Below are 18,918 nucleotides of genomic sequence, written 5' to 3' on the forward strand. Positions count from 1 at the left end.
TCACACGGTGTCTTCCGGACGACTGATCAAGCGCGTCCTCGTCGGCCGCGCCATGCGCAGCGATCACCTCGGCGAGACCCTCCTTCCAAAACGCCTCGCCCTTCCCGTCTTCGCCAGCGACGCCCTCAGCTCGGTCGCCTATGCGCCGGACGAGATCCTGCTGACCCTCGGGCTGGCTGGCGGTGCCCTCGCGATGACCCACTCGTGGCCCGTCGCCCTCGCGGTCGTTGCGGTGATGGTGGTCGTCGTCGCGAGCTACCGACAGAACGTGCACGCCTATCCCTCAGGCGGCGGGGACTACGAGATCGCCAGCACCAACCTCGGTCCCAAGGCCGGGCTGACGGTCGCGAGCGCGTTGCTCGTCGACTACGTCCTGACCGTCGCCGTGTCGATCTCCTCGGGTGTGCAGAACGCCGCTGCAGCCTTCCCCTGGCTGCGTGGTCACGAGGTGCTGGCCGCGGTCCTGCTCATCGCGGCACTGACCGCCATGAACCTTCGTGGGGTGCGTGAGTCCGGCAAGGCCTTCGCCATCCCGACCTATCTCTTCATGTTCGCCATCCTGGCCATGGCGCTCGTGGGCGTCGTCCGCCGGACGTCCGGCACCCTCCCCTCGGCCGAGAGCGCCGGCTTCACCCTGGCTCCCGAGCCCGGGATGGAGCAGCTCGGCACCCTGGCGATGGCCTTCCTCCTGCTGCGCGCCTTCAGCTCCGGCGCTGCGGCACTCACCGGTGTCGAGGCGATCAGCAACGGGGTGCCCGCCTTCCGCAAGCCCAAGAGCAAGAACGCCGCGACGACACTGCTCCTCATGGGCACCGTCTCGGTGACGATGCTGCTGTCGATGATCGCCCTGGCCACGTGGACCGGGGTCAAGATGGCCGACGACCCGGCGCACCAGCTGCTGAACAACGGTGTCCCCGTCGGTGACGGCTATGTGCAGCACACGGTCATGGCGCAGGTCGCGACGGCGGTCTTCGACGGCTTCCCGGCGGGCGTCGTCTTCGTCTCGGTCGTGACCGGGCTCATCCTTGTCCTCGCGGCCAACACCGCCTTCAACGGCTTCCCCGTGCTCGGGTCGATCCTGGCCCGCGACGGCTTCCTGCCGCGTCAGCTGCACACGCGCGGTGACCGGCTCGCCTTCTCCAACGGCATCATCCTGCTCGCTGGTGCGGCGGGGTTGCTCGTGATCATCTTCGACGCCAGCGTGACCCGACTGATCCAGCTCTACATCGTCGGGGTCTTCGTCTCCTTCACCCTCAGCCAGACCGGCATGGTGCGGCACTGGAACCGTCACCTGGCCGTCGAGAGCGACCGCTCCGAGCAACGGTCCATGAAGCGCCGGCGTGCCATCAACGCCGTCGGGGCCGCGATGTCCGGCACCGTCCTGGTCGTTGTCGTCGTCACGAAGTTCACCCACGGAGCCGGCTTCGCGATGGCCGCGATGGCCGTCATCTTCCTGCTCATGGGATCGATCCGCAGGCACTATCGCCACGTGAGCGAGGAGCTCTCCGTGCCGGAGGGGGACACCCAGCACCAGCTCCTCCCTTCGCGCGTGCACGCCATCGTCCTCGTGAGCACCATCCACCGTCCGGCCCTGCGAGCGCTGGCCTATGCCTCGGCGACCCGGCCCTCGCGGCTGGAAGCGGTCACGGTCGATGTCGACGCGGAGGCGACCAGGGAGTTGCAGGACGAGTGGGACCGCAGGGGCATCCCGGTGGCGCTGAAGGCCCTCGACTCGCCCTACCGGGAGATCACTCGTCCGGTCGTCGACTACGTCAAGTCGATCCGCTCGGGCAACCCGCGCGACCTCGTCGTGGTCTACATCCCGCAGTATGTGCTCGGGCACTGGTGGGAACAGGCCCTGCACAACCAGTCGGCGCTGCGCCTGCGCAGTCGACTGCTCTTCACGCCGGGTGTCATGGTGTCCTCGGTGCCCTGGCAGCTCGCGAGCTCGGCTGGAGCCGAGGAACGCATGGACGGCCCCGTAGCGGGCGACGTACGACGAGGTGGAGCATGAGCGGACCAGCAGCAGATGACCTGACCGTGGGCGACGAGATCGACGTCGAGGTGGGACCCGTGGCGCACGGTGGCCACTGCGTGGCTCGTTACGAGGGCAGAGTCCTCTTCGTCCGGCACTCGCTGCCGGGGGAGCGGGTGCGGGCCAGGATCACCGAAGGGGGCCCCGGTGACAGATTCCTGCGCGCGGACGCGGTCGCCGTCACCGAGGCCTCGGAGCACCGCGTGGACTCGCGCTGCCCGGTCGCCGGCCCCGGTGGGTGCGGCGGTTGCGACTTCCAGCACGTGGCCACGGGTCACCAGCGTGACCTCAAGGCGCGCGTCGTCGCCGAGCAGCTGCAGCGGCTGGCCGGCCTCGAGCGTCAGGTCGTCGTCGAGCCGCTCGACGACGCCGACGGGCTGCGCTACCGCACCCGGGTCGAGTTCGCCGTCGGCGACGGCAAGGTCGGGCTGCGTCGCCACCGCAGCCACGACATCGTCCCGCTGACCGGTTGCCCCATCTCGGTCCCCGGCATCGACGAGGCACTGGCCGAGACGCTCGAGGAGACCGCGCAGGCGAAGGGAGCGCTCACGGGCATCTCTGCCCTGGACGTGGTCGTCCCGTCGGCCGAGGACGACACGGTCGTCGTGGAGGTCCCGGCGGACGGGCCCACGCCACCCATCACCGTCACCGAGCGCGTCGCCACCCCTGCGGGGGAGCGGGTCATGGGCGTGGACGCCCGCGGCTTCTGGCAGGTGCACCGCGATGCCCCCCGTGCCTTCGTCGAGGCGGTCCTCACGGCTGCCGACGTGCAGGAGGGCGAGCGCGTGCTCGACCTGTACTGCGGCGTCGGCCTCTTCTCCGTCCCGCTCGCCGAGGCGGCCGGGTCGGACGGTCAGCTCGTGGCCATCGAGTCCGACCGTCGGGCGGTCGACCACCTGCGCGACAACCTCGCCGCGACGCCGCAGGCGCTCGTCGTCCCCGGTCGTGTCGACGACCTCTTCGGCATCGCCCGCAAGGGACCCAAGGGCTCGAAGGGGGGTCGCAACGGTCGCGGCCGTACCCGCGGGCGGACGGCACGCTCCGACCTGCTGCCGCCCAGCGCCGATGTCGTCGTCCTGGACCCGCCCCGCACCGGGGCTGGCCGCGAGATCGTCGGGGCGCTCGCCTCCCTTCGTCCTCGTCGTCTCGTGTACGTCGCCTGCGACCCGGCAGCGCTGGCCCGAGACACCGCCTACCTGGCCGACCTCGGGTTCGCGATGACCGGCCTGCGGGCCTTCGACGCCTTCCCCATGACCCATCACGTCGAGTGCGTGGCGACCTTCGAGGCGAAGGGGGAGACCCTCACCCCGTGACGGTTGGGCGGTTTTGGGGAAGAGTGGGAGCGAGCGGGCCGACGGATCGGTGTCCACGGCCCTGTGATAGTTTTATCTTGACGTCAAGATAACTACGACAGAGGAGTCGACTGTGGCCAGTGCGAACACCTTCAACGCCAAGGACCAGCTCACCGTCGGTGACGAGTCCTATGAGTTCTACCGCCTCGACGCGGTGGAGGGCTCTGCGGACCTGCCCTACAGCCTCAAGGTCCTGCTGGAGAACCAGCTGCGGACCGAGGACGGCAGCAATGTCACCGCGGATCACATCAACGCGCTCGGGTCCTGGGACAAGGACGCCCAGCCGAGCATCGAGGTCCAGTTCACGCCCGCCCGCGTGATCATGCAGGACTTCACCGGCGTGCCCTGCGTCGTCGACCTGGCCACCATGCGCGAGGCCGTCGCCGAGCTCGGTGGCGACCCGACCAAGATCAACCCGCTCGCGCCCGCCGAGCTGGTCATCGACCACTCCGTGCAGATCGACGTCTTCGGCTCGGCCGACGCCTTCGAGCGCAATGTCGACTTCGAGTACGAGCGCAACAACGAGCGCTACCAGTTCCTGCGCTGGGGCCAGACGGCCTTCGACGACTTCAAGGTCGTCCCCCCGGGTACCGGCATCGTCCACCAGGTCAACATCGAGCACCTGGCCCGCGTCACCATGACGCGCGACGGCGTGGCCTACCCCGACACCTGCGTCGGCACCGACTCGCACACGACGATGGAAAACGGCCTGGGTGTCCTGGGCTGGGGCGTCGGCGGCATCGAGGCCGAGGCTGCGATGCTCGGTCAGCCCGTGTCGATGCTCATCCCGCGCGTCGTGGGCTTCAAGCTCTCCGGCAACATCCCGGCCGGCGCCACCGCGACCGATGTCGTGCTGACGATCACCGAGATGCTGCGCGACCACGGTGTCGTCGGCAAGTTCGTCGAGTTCTACGGCGAGGGTGTCGCGGCCGTGCCGCTGGCCAACCGCGCCACCATCGGCAACATGAGCCCCGAGTTCGGCTCCACCGCCGCGATGTTCCCCATCGACGACGTCACGCTGGACTACCTGCGCCTCACCGGCCGCTCCGAGCAGCAGGTCGCGCTCGTCGAGGCCTACGCCAAGACGCAGGGCATGTGGCTGGACCCAGCCGTCGAGCCGCGCTTCTCCGAGTACCTCGAGCTCGACCTGTCGACGGTCGTCCCGTCGATCGCCGGGCCGAAGCGTCCGCAGGACCGCATCTCGGTCAGCGAGTCCAAGCACCAGTTCCGTGGCGACCTGAAGAACTACGTCGTCGACGGCAACGGCATCGTCAAGTCCTCGGTCGACGAGGAGCTGAAGGACAGCTTCCCGGCGTCCGACTCGCCGAGCCACGACGCGCTCGAGGCCTCCGAGTCGGCTGGCCGTCCGGAGCACTCCGCCCAGCGGACCAACGGTGACCGGGCCTCCAAGCCCACCAAGGTGGTCATCGACGGCACCGAGGTCGAGATCGACCACGGTCACGTCGTCATCGCCTCGATCACCAGCTGCACCAACACCTCCAACCCGTCGGTGATGATGGCGGCCGCGATGCTCGCGAAGAACGCCGTCGAGCGCGGTCTGCAGGTCAAGCCCTGGGTCAAGACCTCGATGGCCCCCGGGTCCAAGGTCGTCACCTCGTACTACGAGAAGGCCGGCATGTGGCCCTACCTCGAGAAGCTGGGCTACCACCTCGTCGGCTACGGCTGCACGACCTGCATCGGTAACTCCGGCCCGATCATCGAGGAGGTCTCCGAGGCGGTCAACGCCAGCGACCTCGCGGTGACCTCGGTCCTGTCGGGCAACCGCAACTTCGAGGGGCGCATCAACCCCGACGTGAAGATGAACTACCTCGCGTCGCCGCCGCTCGTCATCGCCTACGCCCTGGCCGGGACGATGGACTTCGACTTCGAGTCCGAGCCGCTGGGTCAGGACTCCGAGGGCAAGGACGTCTTCCTCACCGACATCTGGCCCGCGCCGGCCGACGTGCAGGACGTCATCGACCACGCTGTCAACCAGGAGATGTTCGTCGAGAAGTACGCCGACGTCTTCGCCGGTGACGAGCGCTGGACCTCGCTGGAGACGCCGGAGGGCAACACCTTCGAGTGGGCAGAAGACTCCACCTACGTGCGCAAGCCCCCATACTTCGACGGCATGAAGATGGAGCTCGACCAGGTCGAGGACATCTCTGGCGCACGGGTGCTCGCACTGCTCGGTGACTCGGTCACCACCGACCACATCAGCCCGGCCGGTGCGATCAAGGCCGACAGCCCGGCGGGCGTCTACCTCGCCGAGCACGGTGTGGACCGCAAGGACTTCAACTCCTACGGCTCGCGTCGTGGCAACCACGAGGTCATGATCCGTGGCACCTTCGCCAACATCCGGCTGAAGAACCTGCTGCTCGACGGCGTCGAGGGTGGCTTCACCCGCGACTTCCAGAACGGTGGCGAGCAGACCACGATCTTCGAGGCCTCGGAGAAGTACATCGAGGCGGGCATCCCGCTCGTCGTCCTCGCGGGCAAGGAGTACGGCTCCGGCTCCTCGCGTGACTGGGCGGCCAAGGGCACGGTCCTGCTCGGTGTCAAGGCGGTCATCGCGCAGTCCTACGAGCGCATCCACCGCTCCAACCTCATCGGCATGGGCGTCATCCCGCTCCAGTTCCCTTCAGGTGAGAGCGCGGAGTCGCTCGGCCTGGACGGGACGGAGACCTTCGACTTCGCCGGCATCGCAGCCCTCAACGAGGGCTCGATCCCGAAGACGGTCAAGGTCACCGCCACCAAGGAGGGTGGCGAGCCCGTCACCTTCGACGCGGTCGTGCGCATCGACACCCCCGGCGAGGCGGACTACTACCGCAACGGCGGCATCCTGCAGTACGTGCTGCGGTCGCTGGTCAGCTGACGTCCGACCCTTCGAGACGCTTGCTGCGCAAGCTCCTCAGGGAACGTGAGGGACCCTCGGGGAACGTGATCGATCCTCAGGGAACGTGAGGGGTCCTCAGGGAACGTGAGGAAGGGGGTCGCCCGGTTGGGCGGCCCCCTTCGTCATGTCGCCGGAACGGCGTACACTCGAACACATGTTCGATCACACGGCGGCTCCTCCGGTACGGACGGCGCTGCCAGGGTCGCCCGGGGCGCGTACCGCTGCCGGGAGGGCGGCAGGAGGACCTCCGGGGTGGCCGGACCGCGTCCCACCGCCCAGCGTGCGCAACTGGCAGGCAGCGGCTGTCTCGTGGCTGCTCGACCTGTGTCCACCCGACTACCGCGGGCACGCCGTGCTGCGCCGCCACCCGGCAGCGCTGGCCTGGCTGACCGAGCAGCACGTCGCCGCGCAGGTCGAGGCGATGCGGCAGGCCTATCGCACGGTGCGGGTCGACCTGGCCGAGTCCCTGCCCGACGGGACGCTCGACGCGCTGCTCGTCTGCCTCGAGCACGAAGGGCTGCGGTTGCGGGCCGCTCAGCGCGCCATCGTGCTCATCCGTGAGGCGATGGACGGGAGCATCTTCGTCGAGCGGTTGTGACGCGCGGTGAGTGCGGGCAGGGTCACAGCCACTTCCCAGTACGTGAGACGTAGACTCGTGCGGTCCCCGACCCCCGGAAGGAACGCCAGCGTGGCAGTCCTCGAGACGATCACCTCTCCCGCCGACCTCAAGCGACTCCCCGCGGAGCAGCTCGAGACCTTGGCGCAGGAGATCCGAACCTTTCTCGTCGCGGAGGTCTCGCGCAGTGGGGGACACCTCGGACCCAACCTCGGGGTCGTCGAGCTGACCATCGCGATCCACCGGGTCTTCGACTCGCCGAGCGACACCGTCGTCTTCGACACCGGCCACCAGTCCTACGTGCACAAGCTGCTCACGGGACGCCAGGACTTCAGCGGGCTGCGCACCCGCGGCGGGCTGTCCGGGTACCCGAGCCGCGCCGAGTCCCCGCACGACGTGGTCGAGAACAGCCACGCCTCGACCTCCCTGTCGTGGGCAGAGGGCATCGCCACCGGTTATCGCCTGCGTGGCGAGGAGCGCCACGCGGTCGCGGTCATCGGTGACGGCGCGCTGACCGGCGGCATGGCCTGGGAGGCGCTGAACAACATCGCCGCCCGCAAGGACCTCCCGCTCGTCGTGGTGGTCAACGACAACGAGCGTTCCTACGCCCCGACGATCGGCGGGCTCGCCGACCACCTCGCGATGCTGCGCACCAACCGCCAGTACGAGCAGGTCCTCGACTGGGGCAAGGACAAGCTCCACCGCACGCCCGTCGTCGGGCGGGCGGCCTACCAGGCCTTCCACTCGATGAAGAAGGGCGCCAAGGACTTCTGGGCGCCGCAGGGGATGTTCGAGGACCTGGGCATCAAGTACCTGGGTCCGGTCGACGGGCACGACGAGGCGAGCGTCGAGCAGGCCCTGCGCCGCGCGCGGGCCTTCGGTGGGCCGGTCCTCGTGCATGTCATCACGCAGAAGGGGCGTGGTTACGAGCACGCCTACAACAACGTGGCCGACCAGTTCCACGCCGTCGGCAAGATCAACCCGGAGACCGGTCTGCCCCTGGAGATCTCCGGACGCTCGTGGACCGACGAGTTCGGTGACGAGATGCTCCGTCTGGGCGCGCAGCGGCCCGACATCGTCGCGATCACCGCGGCGATGATGATGCCGGTGGGCCTGCAGCCCTTCGCCGAGGCGTACCCCGACCGGATCTTCGACGTCGGTATCGCCGAGCAGCACGCGACGACGATGGCCGCCGGTCTGGCCTTCGCCGGCATGCACCCGGTCGTCGCGATCTACGCGACCTTCTTGAACCGTGCCTTCGACCAGCTGCTCATGGACTGCGCGATGCACAAGGCGGGCGTGACCTTCGTCCTCGACCGCTCCGGCGTCACCGGTCCTGATGGCGCCAGTCACCACGGCATGTGGGACATGTCCCTCGTCTCCTTGGTCCCGGGCCTGCGGCTGGCCGCACCCCGCGACGGGCAGCAGATCCGTCTCGCCGTGCGTGAGGCGGCCGACGTCGACGACGCACCGACCGTCATCCGTTTCCCGAAGGGGAGCGTCGGTGACCCCATCGAGGCCACGGCGACCATCGACGGTCTCGACGTGCTCTCCGGGGACCCTGCCGTCGACCCCGAGGTCCTCCTCGTCGCCATCGGTTCCATGGCCGGGACCGCGGCGACCGTCGCGGAGAAGCTTGCTGCAGAGGGCCACTCGACCCTGGTCGTGGATCCCCGGTGGGTCCTGCCCGTGCCGACCGCGCTCGTCGACCTCGCCCGCCGCGCCGGTCGGGTCGCCGTCATCGAGGACAACAATGTCGCCGGCGGGGTGGGTGCCGAGGTCGCGCGCGCCCTCGACGAGGCCGGTCTGGCCGTGCCCGTGCACCGCTTCGGCCTGCCCAAGGAGTTCCTCGACCACGCCTCCCGAGCCCAGGTGCTCGAGACTGTGGGCCTGACTCCCGACCCGATCGTGGAGCGGTTGCGCACCCACCTCTGAGGCGCGCTGCCACCCCCTTCTCCGCGTGTCGTCGCAGGACATGAGGGCCGGGCGAATGTGTCTCGACCATCCACACCGGCGGGAGCCTTGCCCCGATTGACTCTGCCCATCGGTTGAGCGTCAACGGTTCTCGTTGCAGCAAAGGCGCGAGCGCTCACCGCAGGTGGAGGAACGCTCATGTCCAACTCGTGGAAGCTCGCCCTGGCGAGCATCGCTGTCACTGCAACCGTCGCCGCGTGCGGCACCCCGGGCGGGGCCGGCGACTCCGGCGCCTCGGGTGACGCGGGCGAGGGCCCGGTCAAGGTCGGTCTCGTCTACAGCAAGTCCGGTCCGCTCGCCACGTACGGCGCCCAGTACAAGGCCGCCTTCGACGTCGGTCTGGACTACGCGACCGACGGAACGGGCGAGGTCGACGGTCGCACGATCGAGATCACCGAGAAGGACGACGCGGGAGACCCGGCCAAGGCCGTCGCCGCCGCGACCGACCTCATCGGACAGGACACCAAGATCCTCGCCGGATCGACCGCGTCGGGCGTCGCCCTGCAGGTCGCCCCGCTCGCGCAGGACAACAAGGTGCTCTTCATCTCCGGCCCGGCCGCCGTCGACGGCATCACCGGCGCCAACGACTACACCTTCCGCTCGGGTCGACAGACCTACCAGGACGTCGCGACCGCGGGCACCATGCTCGGCGACGTCAAGGGCAAGAAGGTCACCGTCCTCGCGCAGGACAGCGCCTTCGGCAAGGCCAATGTCGACGCGGTCAAGGCGGTGCTGGGTGACAAGGGCGCCACGGTCACCGCGATCGAGGCTCCGGCGGCAGCGAAGGACTTCACCCCCTTCGCCACCAAGATCAAGAGCGGCTCCCCGGACCTGCTCTTCGTCGCCTGGGCGGGGGACAACGCGACCTCGATGTGGAGCACGCTCTCCCAGCAGGGTGTCTTCGACGAGACCAAGGTCGTCACCGGCCTGGACATCAAGCCCACGCACAAGCTCTTCGGTGAGGCCAGCACCAAGATCGACTTCCTGTCGCACTTCTTCGCCGGCGCGGCTGACAACCCTGCGTACACGGCGCTCGAGGACGGCCTGAAGAAGAAGGGTGACGAGGTCGACCTCTTCAGCAACGACGGCTTCGTCGCCGCGCAGATGGTCGTCCGGGCCGTCAAGGAGGGTGGCAACGACCCCGACAAGATGGTCAGCGCCCTCGAGGGTTGGACATTCGAAGGCCCCAAGGGCGACATGGAGATCCGCGCCGAGGACCACGCCATGCTCCAGCCGATGTTCACCGTCTCGCTGAAGAAGGACGGCACGAACTACGTGCCGGTCCTGGGCAAGACCATCGACGCCGCCGAGGTGGCCCCGCCCCTCGCCGAGTCCAAGTGATCGCCGCCACCGGGATCGGGTGGCGCATCGGTGGAGCACGCATCCTCGAGGACATCTCGCTCGAGGTCGGGACCGGTGAGCTGCTCGGCATCATCGGACCCAACGGTGCGGGCAAGTCCTCACTCGTCAACATCCTCTCCGGGGTGACCCGGCCGACCACCGGCCGGGTCACCCTGGGGGAGGCGGACGTGACGAGGATGAGCTCGACCCGCCGCGCCCACCGCGGCCTGGCCCGGTCCTTCCAGACCTCGGCCCTCTTCGACGGGCTCACCGCCAGGGAAAACGTCCGGCTGGCCATCCAGGCCACCGGCTCGGCCCCCTTCTCGCCCTTCCACCCCGCGAGCGCCACGGGTACCGAGAGCATCGACCCACTCCTGGAACGGGTGCGGATGCCGGGCAAGGGGGAGACCCTCGCGCGGGACCTCTCGCACGGCGACCGGCGCAAGCTGGAGCTGGCGATGTCACTCGCCTCGGACCCCACGGTCCTCCTGCTCGACGAGCCGATGGCCGGAGTCTCGGCCGAGGACGTCGACGGGCTCACCGAGATCATCGGCGAGGTCAGGGACGAAGGGGTGTCCGTCGCCATGGTCGAGCACCACATGCACGTGGTGCTCGGCCTGGCCGACCGGGTCGCAGTCCTCCACCACGGGCAGCTCCTGGCGATCGGGAGCCCGACCGAGGTCACCTCTGACGAACGCGTGCAACAGGCCTATCTGGGAGAAGCGCTGTGAACGACGAGACCAGCGCACCGCCGGTGGAGACCACACGGAGCCCCGCACCCGTGCTCACGGTCGACGACCTGCACGTGCGCTACGGCGGCTCGCACATCCTCCAGGGGGTCTCCTTCGAGGTACCAGCGACCGGCGTCACCGCACTGCTCGGGCGCAACGGCGTCGGCAAGACGACGACGCTCAAGTCACTCATCGGTCTGGCCCCCCGCACCGGGCGCATCGTGCTCGACGGTGAGGAGATCCAGACCCGGACCACGACCCGCATCGTGCGGGAGGGCATCGGCTACGTCCCCGAGGACCGTGAGGTCTTCGGGGGGTTGACCGTCGAGGAGAACCTGCGCCTCGTCGACCCGAGCACCGGGACCGACGCGCCCATCGTCCAGAAGCTCTTCCCGGACCTCGTGACCCGTCGGGCGCAGCGCGCCGGCACCCTCTCCGGGGGTCAGCAGCAGATGGTCGCGCTCGCGCGGGTGCTGCTGCGGGACAACCGTCTGCTCCTCATCGACGAGCCGACCAAGGGCCTGGCGCCCAAGCTCGTGACCGAGGTGGCGGATGTTCTCGCCGAGGTGGCCGAGGCGACCCCGATCCTGCTCGTCGAGCAGAACCTGCCCCTCGTGCGCCGCATCGCCGACACCGTCATCGTCCTCGATGCCGGACAGGTCGTGCACGCAGGCTCGGCAGCCGACCTGATCGCGGACCAGGAGCTGACCCGTGAGCTCCTCGGCGTCGCGATGCGACGGGACGGTGCCGCATGAGCGAGCTCATCCTGATCCTCGCCACCGGGCTCGGCCTCGGTGCGCTCTACTTCCTCGCCGCGAGCGGCCTGAGCCTCATCTACGGACTCATGGGCGTGCTGAACTTCGCCCACAGCGCCTTCATGATGCTCGGTGCCTATGCCGGCTGGGAGACGATGCAACGGCTGCCGGATGGGATGTCCGTCGGCGTCCGGCTCGTCCTCGCGGTCGTCGTGGCACTCGTCGTCGGGGCCCTCATCGGGGCGGTCGTCGAGGTCTGCCTCATCCGGCCGCTCTACAAGCACCACATCCAGCAGGTGCTGGTGACCGTCGGCCTCTCGCTCGCGGCGGTCGCCGTGGCCCAAGCGGTGTGGTCCGCCGACCCCAAGCCGGTGCAGAAGCCGACCTGGATGGCGTCGACGACCGACATCGGTGGAGCCCACCTGCCCAACGACCGACTGCTCTTCGTCGTCGTCGCGCTCCTCGTCTTCGCCGGACTGATGGCCCTGCTGCGCTACACGCGCCTGGGTCTGATCATCCGGGCCGGGGTGGAGAACCGCACGATGGTCGAGGCGCTCGGCATCAACGTGCAGGGCACCTTCACCATCGTCTTCGCCATGGGTGGCGCCGCAGCGGCGCTCGCGGGAGTCCTGTACTCGCAGTACGCCGGGTCGGTCTCGCCGGCCCAGGGCGGGTCACTGCTCATCTACGCCTTCATCGTCGTCGTCATCGGCGGTATGGGGTCGCTCCCCGGCACCGCGGTGGCAGCCGTCGCCGTCGGGCTCGTGCAGCAGATGGCGAACTACTACGCCGCCAGCGGGGTGGGCGACCTGTCGGTCGTCCTGCTCCTGGCCGTCGTCCTGCTCGTTCGGCCCGCATCCATGAAGGGTGGTCACGCATGAGAGCCACATCCCTGATCAAGGCCCTGCCGGGTCTGGTCGTCCTGGTCGCCCTCGTCGTGCTCCCGTACGTGACGGTGACGATCCCGGGCATCCTGCCCGGTCGGGTCAACGGCCCCGGGTCGCTGACGCTGCTGGCCACCTGCTTCATCTTCGCGGGCTTCGCCCTCAGCTACGACGTGATCTTCGGACGGACCGGCCTGCTGAGCTTCGGGCACGCGCTCTTCGTCGCTGCCGGCAGCTACCTGCTGACGATATCGCTCTCCTCGTGGGACCTGCCGCTGCCGCTGGCGATCGTCGTGGCGCTGACCAGCACGCTCGTCCTGGCGCTCGTCGTCGGAGGGATCGCACTACGGGTCGGAGGCATCGCCTTCGCGATGGTGACCCTGGCCTTCGCCCAGGCGGCGTCGATCATCGTCCTGCGCAACCCGGGCGACCTCACCGGTGGTGAGGAAGGGCTGGTCCTGGACCGCTCGGCGATCCCTCAGCTGCTCGTCGGGGTGCACAACGCTCCGTACCGGTACTGGCTGGCGCTGGGCTTCGTCGTCATCGCCTGGGCACTCGTGGCACTCCTGGTGCGCTCGCGGGCCGGGCATGCGATGGCCGCGGTCCGGGAGAACGAGGCCCGTGCGGCGGTGCTCGGCTACGACGTCTACAAGGTCAAGCTGCTCGCGATCGTCGTCGGCGCCCTGATCGGTGGGCTCGGTGGCATCGTCCACGCCATCGTCCTCGGTGGCTCGACCCCACACCTGACGACCACGGAGTTCACCCTCGCGCTGCTCGTCATGGTCGTCCTCGGCGGCGCGGGCCGCCTGTGGGGAGCGGTCATCGGTGGTTTCGTCTACCACTACCTGGACTCCCGGCTCGTCGAGTTCAGCAGCTCCTCGGCGCTGGGAGCGATGCCGGACATCGTGCAGCGCCTCCTCGGGCAGCCGCTGCTCATCCTCGGCGTGCTCTTCATCATCGTCGTGTACTTCGCGCCGCAGGGCCTGACCGGGCTCGGCGCGCGGTTGTTGCGCAAGGAGAGGGCATGACCAACGACCCGGACTTCGTCATCGAGCTGCCGGTGGGCAGCCTGGCCATCCACGACCTCACGGTGGGAGCAGCCGCACCCGACGCTCCCGTCGTCCTGGCCGTCCACGGCATCACGGCCAACGGGTTGTCCTGGGCGGGCCTGGCCGAGGAGATGCACCGTCGGCACGGACCGGGAGCCGTGCGAGTGCTGGCGCCCGACCTGCGTGGTCGGGCGGCCAGCCGCGAGGCGCCGGGGCCCTACGGTCTCGCCGCGCACGCCGTGGACCTGGCCACCGTCGCCGGTGTCTTCGGCACGCACCCGATCCTCGTGGGCCACTCGATGGGCGGTTTCGTCGTCGCTCTCACGGCTGCGGAGCGACCCGACCTCTTCCCGTCGGTCGTGCTCGTCGACGGGGGGCTGGCCTTCCCTCCGCCCCCGGACCTGGATGTCGATGCGGCCCTCCAAGCGGTCATCGGCCCGGCCATGGACAGACTGTCCATGCGCTTCGACGACGAGGCAGACCATCTCGCCTTCTGGGCGAAGCACCCGGCCGTCGGGCCCTTGCTCGAGGGTCCGGTCGGCGGGATCGTGCGGCGCTACCTCGACCACGACCTGATGGCTGCGCCCGAGGGGGATGGGCGGTCCATGAGCTCGTGCGTCCTCGATGCCGTGCGGGCAGACGGCGCCGATGTCCTCGCCGACCCCGCCGCCCACGCGGCCGCCGGTCGGGCGGTGGAGCAGGGGATCAGCGTCGAGCTGGTGTGGGCCCGACGCGGCCTGCAGGACGAGCCCCAGGGTCTGTACGACGAAGGGCGGCTCGCCGCCCTCGACCTGCCCGTCGGTCTCGTGACGCACGAGACCGACGCCAACCACTACGACGTCATCCTGAAGGGGGAGGGGCTGACCGCAGTCGCCGATGCCGTCGATCGCGCCCTGGACTGACTGCGGGGCAGTGGCGTGCGGTCCGGTCGGGCGGCGCGCAGGTGGCGGGCTCAGGGGGACTCGAGGAGGCGGCGCATGCGCAGGGCCAGCTGGATCTCCAGGGCGCGGTCGGGGTGCTGCCAGTCGTCGCCGAGCAGGGCCGCGATACGGCCGAGGCGCTGGGCGACCGTGTTGACGTGCACGTGGAGAGAACCGGCGGCGTGCCTCGGGCTGGATCCGGCCGCGAAGTAGGCGACGAGCGTGCCCGCGAGGTCGCTGCCGCGCTCGTCGTCGTAGTCGAGGACTGGGCCGAGGACCGAGCGGACGTAGTCGTGGACATCAGGATCGGCCCCGACGATGAGCCCGGCAAAACCGAGCTCGGTGGCCGCGGCGCCCGTCCCCGCCCGGCCGAGCGCCACGAGCGCGCGCACCGTGCGGGACCCTTCCTCGAGCGCACCCGGCAGGTCGTCGACGTCGCCGACGGGCCCGCACCCACCGACGGTGATCTGCGGGCCCCTGGTGACCCGCTCGGCCAATGTTCGGGCCAGGGCGTCGGGATTCTCACCGGGGACGATCGCGACGATGCTGTCCTCGTGCGTCCCCACGAGCGTGCCGTCTCCGAGGATCGTGCTCACGGTCAGGGCCAGCGCCCGCTGCTGCGTGGGGTCACCGCCTCGCACGACGAGCAGGCACCACGGGTCCCGCGGCTCGACCGACGCCGAGCGCAGGTACCCGGTGCGGTCGTCGCGGCCGCCGCGCGCGGTGAGGAGGTCGGCGAGGACGCGGTCGCGCTCGCTCTGCCGTGCATCGTCGGCCTGACGCTCGAAGAGCAGGACGAGGGCCGTGACGACGGCAGCGCGCTCGACCGTGCGCTGGTCGGCGTCCTCGAGGGCATCCGGTGCACCGACGACGAGGGTCCCCAGCTGCTCGTGTGCGGCGATGACGCCGATGGCGTGGATGCCGTCGTCCTCGACGAGTCGACCGACCTCGTGACGGGCCCGGTCCACGACCGGATGGGCGAGGAGGGGATCCTTCTCGGCCTCCGGGGCGACTCCGGCGACGCTGCGGCGCTCGCCGGCACCGTCGAAGAGGACGGCCCACCCTCCGAGCAGGTCGACCAGGGCCTGCGTGACGTCACCGACACCCCCACCTTCGAGGACGACGGAGGCAAACCGGTCGTGGGCGGCCGCTGCCCGCTCCACGCCGACGGCCTGCTGCCGCACGATGTCGTGGGCCTCGGACAGCGCCGCGAGCGCGTGCTCGGCGTCGGCGAGTGCCCGCGTCTGCACGATGGCGATCGCAGCGAGGGCCGCCAGGTTGCCCAGCAGGCCGATCTCGGCGTGGGAGAAGGGTCGCGGCGTGCGGTTGGCAGCGAAGAGCACTCCGACGAAGGTGGACTCCACGATCAGCGGCGTGCCGCAGATGGCGATGATGCCCTCGTCGCCCACACCGTGGTCGATCGTGGAGGTGTGGCTGAAGCGTTGGTCCGACGAGTAGTCCGCCGTCCAGTACGGCTTGTGGGTCGAGGCCACGAGACCACCGAGACCGTCACCGAGCGACAGCCGCAGCGACTGGAAGTCCGCGGACACCGACCCGTCTGTCACCCGCATGAAGGTGTCGCCGGCGTCGGCGTCGTAGAGGGTCAGGTAGGCCAGGTCCGTGCCCAGGAGGGTCCGAGCCCGACGCACGATCGCCTCGAGGACGATGGACGGGCTCGACTCGGAGGCGAGCTCCCGTGCGGTGTCGAGGAGTGCGGACTGGGCCGACTCCCTTCGCCGGTGGGTCTCGCGCAGCCCCCCGATGCGCAGGGCGAGGTCCTTGGCCGCCTCCGGCGCGGGGGCATCGGCCAGCTGGGCGATCGGCACATCGGACACCAAGAGCTCGAGCAGGTGGGTGACCTGCGTCAGGGGCTCGTCGCTGGGCATGCTCTGCATCCTAGGCATGAGGGAATCAGTGGGCAGTCCAGCCGCCGTCCAGCGGTAGCGATGATCCGGTGATGCTCGTCGCCGCCGTGGAGCAGAGGAAGAGTGCCAGCGCAGCGACCTCGTCCACCTCGACCAGACGCTTCAGGGCGACCGGGGCGAGCATGATCTGCTCGAGCACCTCCTCCTCGGGGATGTCGTGCGTACGGGCCTGGTCGGCGATCTGCTTCTCCACGAGGGGAGTGCGCACGTAGGCGGGGTTGAGGCAGTTGCTCGTCACCCCGTGCTCGGCTCCCTCCAGCGCCACGACCTTGCTCAGGCCCTCGAGCCCGTGCTTCGCCGAGACGTACGCGGACTTGAAGGCGCTGGCCCGCAGCCCGTGGACGCTCGAGATGTTGACGATGCGGCCCCAGCGCTGCTCGTACATGTGGGGGAGGTTGGCCCGGATGAGCCTGAAGGGTGACTGGAGCATCAACCTCTGGATGAGGTCGAACTTCTCGACCGGAAACTCGTGCACCGGGCTCACGTGCTGGATGCCGGCGTTGTTGACGAGGACATCGACCTCACCGGGGAGGTCGGCCAGCCCGTCGAGGTCAGCCAGGTCAGCGGGGCAGGGGGTCACGGTCAGCCCCGACAGCTCGTCGGCGAGACGATCGAGGCCACCCTGGTCGAGGTCGACGGCGGTGACGCGGGCCCCGGCGGACGCGAAGGCCGCCACGCAGGCCGCCCCGATGCCGCTCGCGGCGCCCGTGACCATCACATGACGGCCGGTCAGGTCCGGAGCGAGGGTGATGTGGGAGTGGGTCATGACGAGCAACGTATGAGTCGACCTTCGACGTGCGCATGGGCCATCACCACATGATTTGCCGCAGATGGTGTGGCGGCACACGCGTTGTTCTCGGATCGAGGGTGCCACCATCGGTCAAGCCACAGTGACGTCGCCCGCTCGACGTCGCGTCCTGAACTCGACTGTAGGAGACACCGATGTCCCTCGGACTCATCGGCATCATCCTGTCGCTTGGCCTGCTCATGTACCTGGCCTACCGCGGCATCAACGTGCTGATCCTCGCCCCACTGCTCGCCCTCCTGGCGACCCTCATGGCAGGCGGCCCGATGCTGGCCACCTACACCCAGGTCTTCATGCCGGCCCTGGGCAAGTACGCCATGACCTACTTCCCCCTCTTCCTCCTGGGCGCCATCTTCGGCAAGGTGATGGACGTCAGCGGCTCGGCCAAGGCGATCGCCGACTTCATCGTCGACAAGATCGGTGCCCAGCGGGCGATCCTCGCGATCGTCCTCGCCTGCGGCATCCTCACCTACGGCGGTGTCTCGCTCTTCGTCGTGGCCTTCGCGGTCTTCCCGATCGCGGCGGCGCTCTTCAAGGAGTCGGGCATCCCCAAGCGGCTCATCCCGGCAACGATCGCCCTGGGCTCCTTCACCTTCACCATGACGGCGCTGCCCGGCACGCCCGCGATCCAGAACGCGATCCCCTCGCCGTACTTCGGCACCAACGCCTTCGCCGCCCCCGGCCTGGGCCTGATCGCCGGCCTGATCATGTTCGGCGGTGGCGTCGCCTACCTCAACCACCGCTCGAGCAAGCTCGTCGCGGCCGGGGAGATCTACGAGCCGCCGGTGATGAAGGGCGGCGGCTTCTTCGGACGCGGCAAGAACAAGGACGTGGAGACCGGGGACGAGGCGCCGGTTGCGGCGACCACCGAGTCCTCCGAGGCCGACGAGCACATCATGGAGCGCCCTACGGTCCCGTGGGCCCTGGCCTTCCTCCCGATCGTCGTCGTCATCGCGCTCAACTACGCGCTGGTCAACTGGATCTTCCCCGGCATGGACTTCGACTACCTCAAGCAGGACGCCTACGGCTCGGTCGGCATCGACGACGTCGCTGGCATCTGGGGCATCATCGTCGCGCTGGTGGCCTCGATCGCCATCGTCCTGGCGGCCAACTGGACCCGTATCGGCGACGTCAAGGGCGCCGTCAACGAGGGCACGATGGGCTCGCTCCTGCCGATCTTCAACACTGCCTCCGAGGTCGGCTATGGGGCGGTCATCGCCTCCCTGGCGGCCTTCACGACGATCAAGGACGCGGTCCTGGGCGTCTCGGGCAACCCGCTCGTCTCGCTCGCGTTGTCGGTCAACGTCCTGGCCGGGATCACCGGCTCGGCGTCCGGCGGCATGAGCATCGCGCTCGAGGCGCTCGGTACCCAGTTCAAGGAGATGGCCATCTCCCAGGGCATCTCCCTGGAGCTGGTCCACCGGGTCACGGCGATCTCGTCCGGTGGCTTCGACGCACTGCCGCACAACGGCGCCGTCATCACCCTGCTCGCCATCTGCGGCCTGAGCCACCGGCAGTCCTACAAGGACATCGCGGTCGTCGCGATCCTCGTCCCGGTGCTCGCGCTCATCGTCATCATCGTGCTCGGCACGATCTTCGGCAGCTTCTGATCGAGCGCCCACGCGCACGTGTCGC

The 18,918-nt window shown here is 69.3% G+C and carries 14 protein-coding genes; 12 read left to right on the forward strand and 2 right to left on the reverse strand.

Annotated features, from left to right (window positions below):
* Window positions 1-52 precede the first annotated feature (52 nt).
* The 11 genes from ASG73_RS11125 (at window position 53) to ASG73_RS11175 (ending at window position 14,535) form a co-directional block, all read left to right on the forward strand.
* Complete coding sequence (locus ASG73_RS11125) at window positions 53-2,014, forward strand: APC family permease (RefSeq protein WP_055995990.1); 1,962 nt, start codon at window positions 53-55, stop codon at window positions 2,012-2,014.
* Window positions 2,011-3,348 (forward strand): class I SAM-dependent RNA methyltransferase, encoded by a 1,338-nt coding sequence (locus ASG73_RS11130; RefSeq protein ID WP_055994904.1) that lies wholly within the window; start codon window positions 2,011-2,013, stop codon window positions 3,346-3,348. The genes ASG73_RS11125 and ASG73_RS11130 overlap by 4 nt, the downstream gene beginning before the upstream one ends.
* A gap of 112 nt (window positions 3,349-3,460) precedes the next feature.
* Window positions 3,461-6,262, forward strand: coding sequence for an aconitate hydratase (locus tag ASG73_RS11135; protein ID WP_055994906.1), 2,802 nt, complete (start codon window positions 3,461-3,463; stop codon window positions 6,260-6,262).
* A 175-nt stretch (window positions 6,263-6,437) separates the two neighbouring features.
* Window positions 6,438-6,881, forward strand: coding sequence for a hypothetical protein (locus ASG73_RS11140; RefSeq protein ID WP_235499433.1), 444 nt, complete (start codon window positions 6,438-6,440; stop codon window positions 6,879-6,881).
* Between the two features lie 90 nt (window positions 6,882-6,971).
* Window positions 6,972-8,834 carry a 1-deoxy-D-xylulose-5-phosphate synthase gene (gene dxs / locus ASG73_RS11145; RefSeq protein ID WP_055994912.1) on the forward strand — a complete coding sequence of 621 codons (1,863 nt, stop codon included), beginning with the start codon at window positions 6,972-6,974 and terminating at the stop codon, window positions 8,832-8,834.
* Between the two features lie 177 nt (window positions 8,835-9,011).
* Window positions 9,012-10,214, forward strand: coding sequence for a substrate-binding domain-containing protein (locus tag ASG73_RS11150; RefSeq protein ID WP_055994914.1), 1,203 nt, complete (start codon window positions 9,012-9,014; stop codon window positions 10,212-10,214).
* Window positions 10,211-10,945 (forward strand): ABC transporter ATP-binding protein, encoded by a 735-nt coding sequence (locus ASG73_RS11155; RefSeq protein ID WP_055994917.1) that lies wholly within the window; start codon window positions 10,211-10,213, stop codon window positions 10,943-10,945. Before ASG73_RS11150 ends, ASG73_RS11155 begins: the two co-directional genes overlap by 4 nt.
* Window positions 10,942-11,700 (forward strand): ABC transporter ATP-binding protein, encoded by a 759-nt coding sequence (locus ASG73_RS11160; protein WP_235499434.1) that lies wholly within the window; start codon window positions 10,942-10,944, stop codon window positions 11,698-11,700. Before ASG73_RS11155 ends, ASG73_RS11160 begins: the two co-directional genes overlap by 4 nt.
* A complete protein-coding gene (locus tag ASG73_RS11165; RefSeq protein WP_055994920.1) occupies window positions 11,697-12,581 on the forward strand; it encodes a branched-chain amino acid ABC transporter permease in 885 nt (294 codons plus the stop codon). Before ASG73_RS11160 ends, ASG73_RS11165 begins: the two co-directional genes overlap by 4 nt.
* Window positions 12,578-13,612, forward strand: a complete 1,035-nt coding sequence (locus ASG73_RS11170; RefSeq protein WP_055994923.1) for a branched-chain amino acid ABC transporter permease — start codon at window positions 12,578-12,580, stop codon at window positions 13,610-13,612. The genes ASG73_RS11165 and ASG73_RS11170 overlap by 4 nt, the downstream gene beginning before the upstream one ends.
* The gene (locus tag ASG73_RS11175) at window positions 13,609-14,535 is read left to right on the forward strand and encodes an alpha/beta fold hydrolase (RefSeq protein WP_055994927.1); all 927 of its coding nucleotides are present in this window, start codon (window positions 13,609-13,611) and stop codon (window positions 14,533-14,535) included. The genes ASG73_RS11170 and ASG73_RS11175 overlap by 4 nt, the downstream gene beginning before the upstream one ends.
* A gap of 50 nt (window positions 14,536-14,585) precedes the next feature.
* Here ASG73_RS11175 and ASG73_RS11180 read toward each other — a convergent pair whose 3' ends face one another.
* The gene (locus tag ASG73_RS11180) at window positions 14,586-16,439 is read right to left on the reverse strand and encodes a helix-turn-helix domain-containing protein (RefSeq protein ID WP_235499435.1); all 1,854 of its coding nucleotides are present in this window, start codon (window positions 16,437-16,439) and stop codon (window positions 14,586-14,588) included.
* A 25-nt stretch (window positions 16,440-16,464) separates the two neighbouring features.
* Window positions 16,465-17,244 carry a 3-hydroxybutyrate dehydrogenase gene (locus ASG73_RS11185; RefSeq protein WP_055995996.1) on the reverse strand — a complete coding sequence of 260 codons (780 nt, stop codon included), beginning with the start codon at window positions 17,242-17,244 and terminating at the stop codon, window positions 16,465-16,467.
* A gap of 176 nt (window positions 17,245-17,420) precedes the next feature.
* On the opposite strand from ASG73_RS11185, the gene ASG73_RS11190 reads away from it, so the two are divergent.
* Entirely contained in the window at window positions 17,421-18,893 is a 1,473-nt protein-coding gene (locus ASG73_RS11190; protein ID WP_055994933.1) for a GntP family permease, read from the forward strand.
* Window positions 18,894-18,918: the final 25 nt, after the last annotated feature.

Source organism: Janibacter sp. Soil728, assembly GCF_001428305.1.
GTDB lineage: Bacteria > Actinomycetota > Actinomycetes > Actinomycetales > Dermatophilaceae > Janibacter.

Coding starts and splice junctions, on each gene's coding strand:
- ASG73_RS11125 (WP_055995990.1), top strand. CDS start 53: ATGCGCAGCGATCACCTCGGCGAGACCCTCCTTCCAAAACGCCTCGCC.
- ASG73_RS11130 (WP_055994904.1), top strand. CDS start 2,011: ATGAGCGGACCAGCAGCAGATGACCTGACCGTGGGCGACGAGATCGAC.
- ASG73_RS11140 (WP_235499433.1), top strand. CDS start 6,438: ATGTTCGATCACACGGCGGCTCCTCCGGTACGGACGGCGCTGCCAGGG.
- ASG73_RS11150 (WP_055994914.1), top strand. CDS start 9,012: ATGTCCAACTCGTGGAAGCTCGCCCTGGCGAGCATCGCTGTCACTGCA.
- ASG73_RS11165 (WP_055994920.1), top strand. CDS start 11,697: ATGAGCGAGCTCATCCTGATCCTCGCCACCGGGCTCGGCCTCGGTGCG.
- ASG73_RS11170 (WP_055994923.1), top strand. CDS start 12,578: ATGAGAGCCACATCCCTGATCAAGGCCCTGCCGGGTCTGGTCGTCCTG.
- ASG73_RS11175 (WP_055994927.1), top strand. CDS start 13,609: ATGACCAACGACCCGGACTTCGTCATCGAGCTGCCGGTGGGCAGCCTG.
- ASG73_RS11180 (WP_235499435.1), bottom strand. CDS start 16,439: ATGCCCAGCGACGAGCCCCTGACGCAGGTCACCCACCTGCTCGAGCTC.
- ASG73_RS11185 (WP_055995996.1), bottom strand. CDS start 17,244: ATGACCCACTCCCACATCACCCTCGCTCCGGACCTGACCGGCCGTCAT.
- ASG73_RS11190 (WP_055994933.1), top strand. CDS start 17,421: ATGTCCCTCGGACTCATCGGCATCATCCTGTCGCTTGGCCTGCTCATG.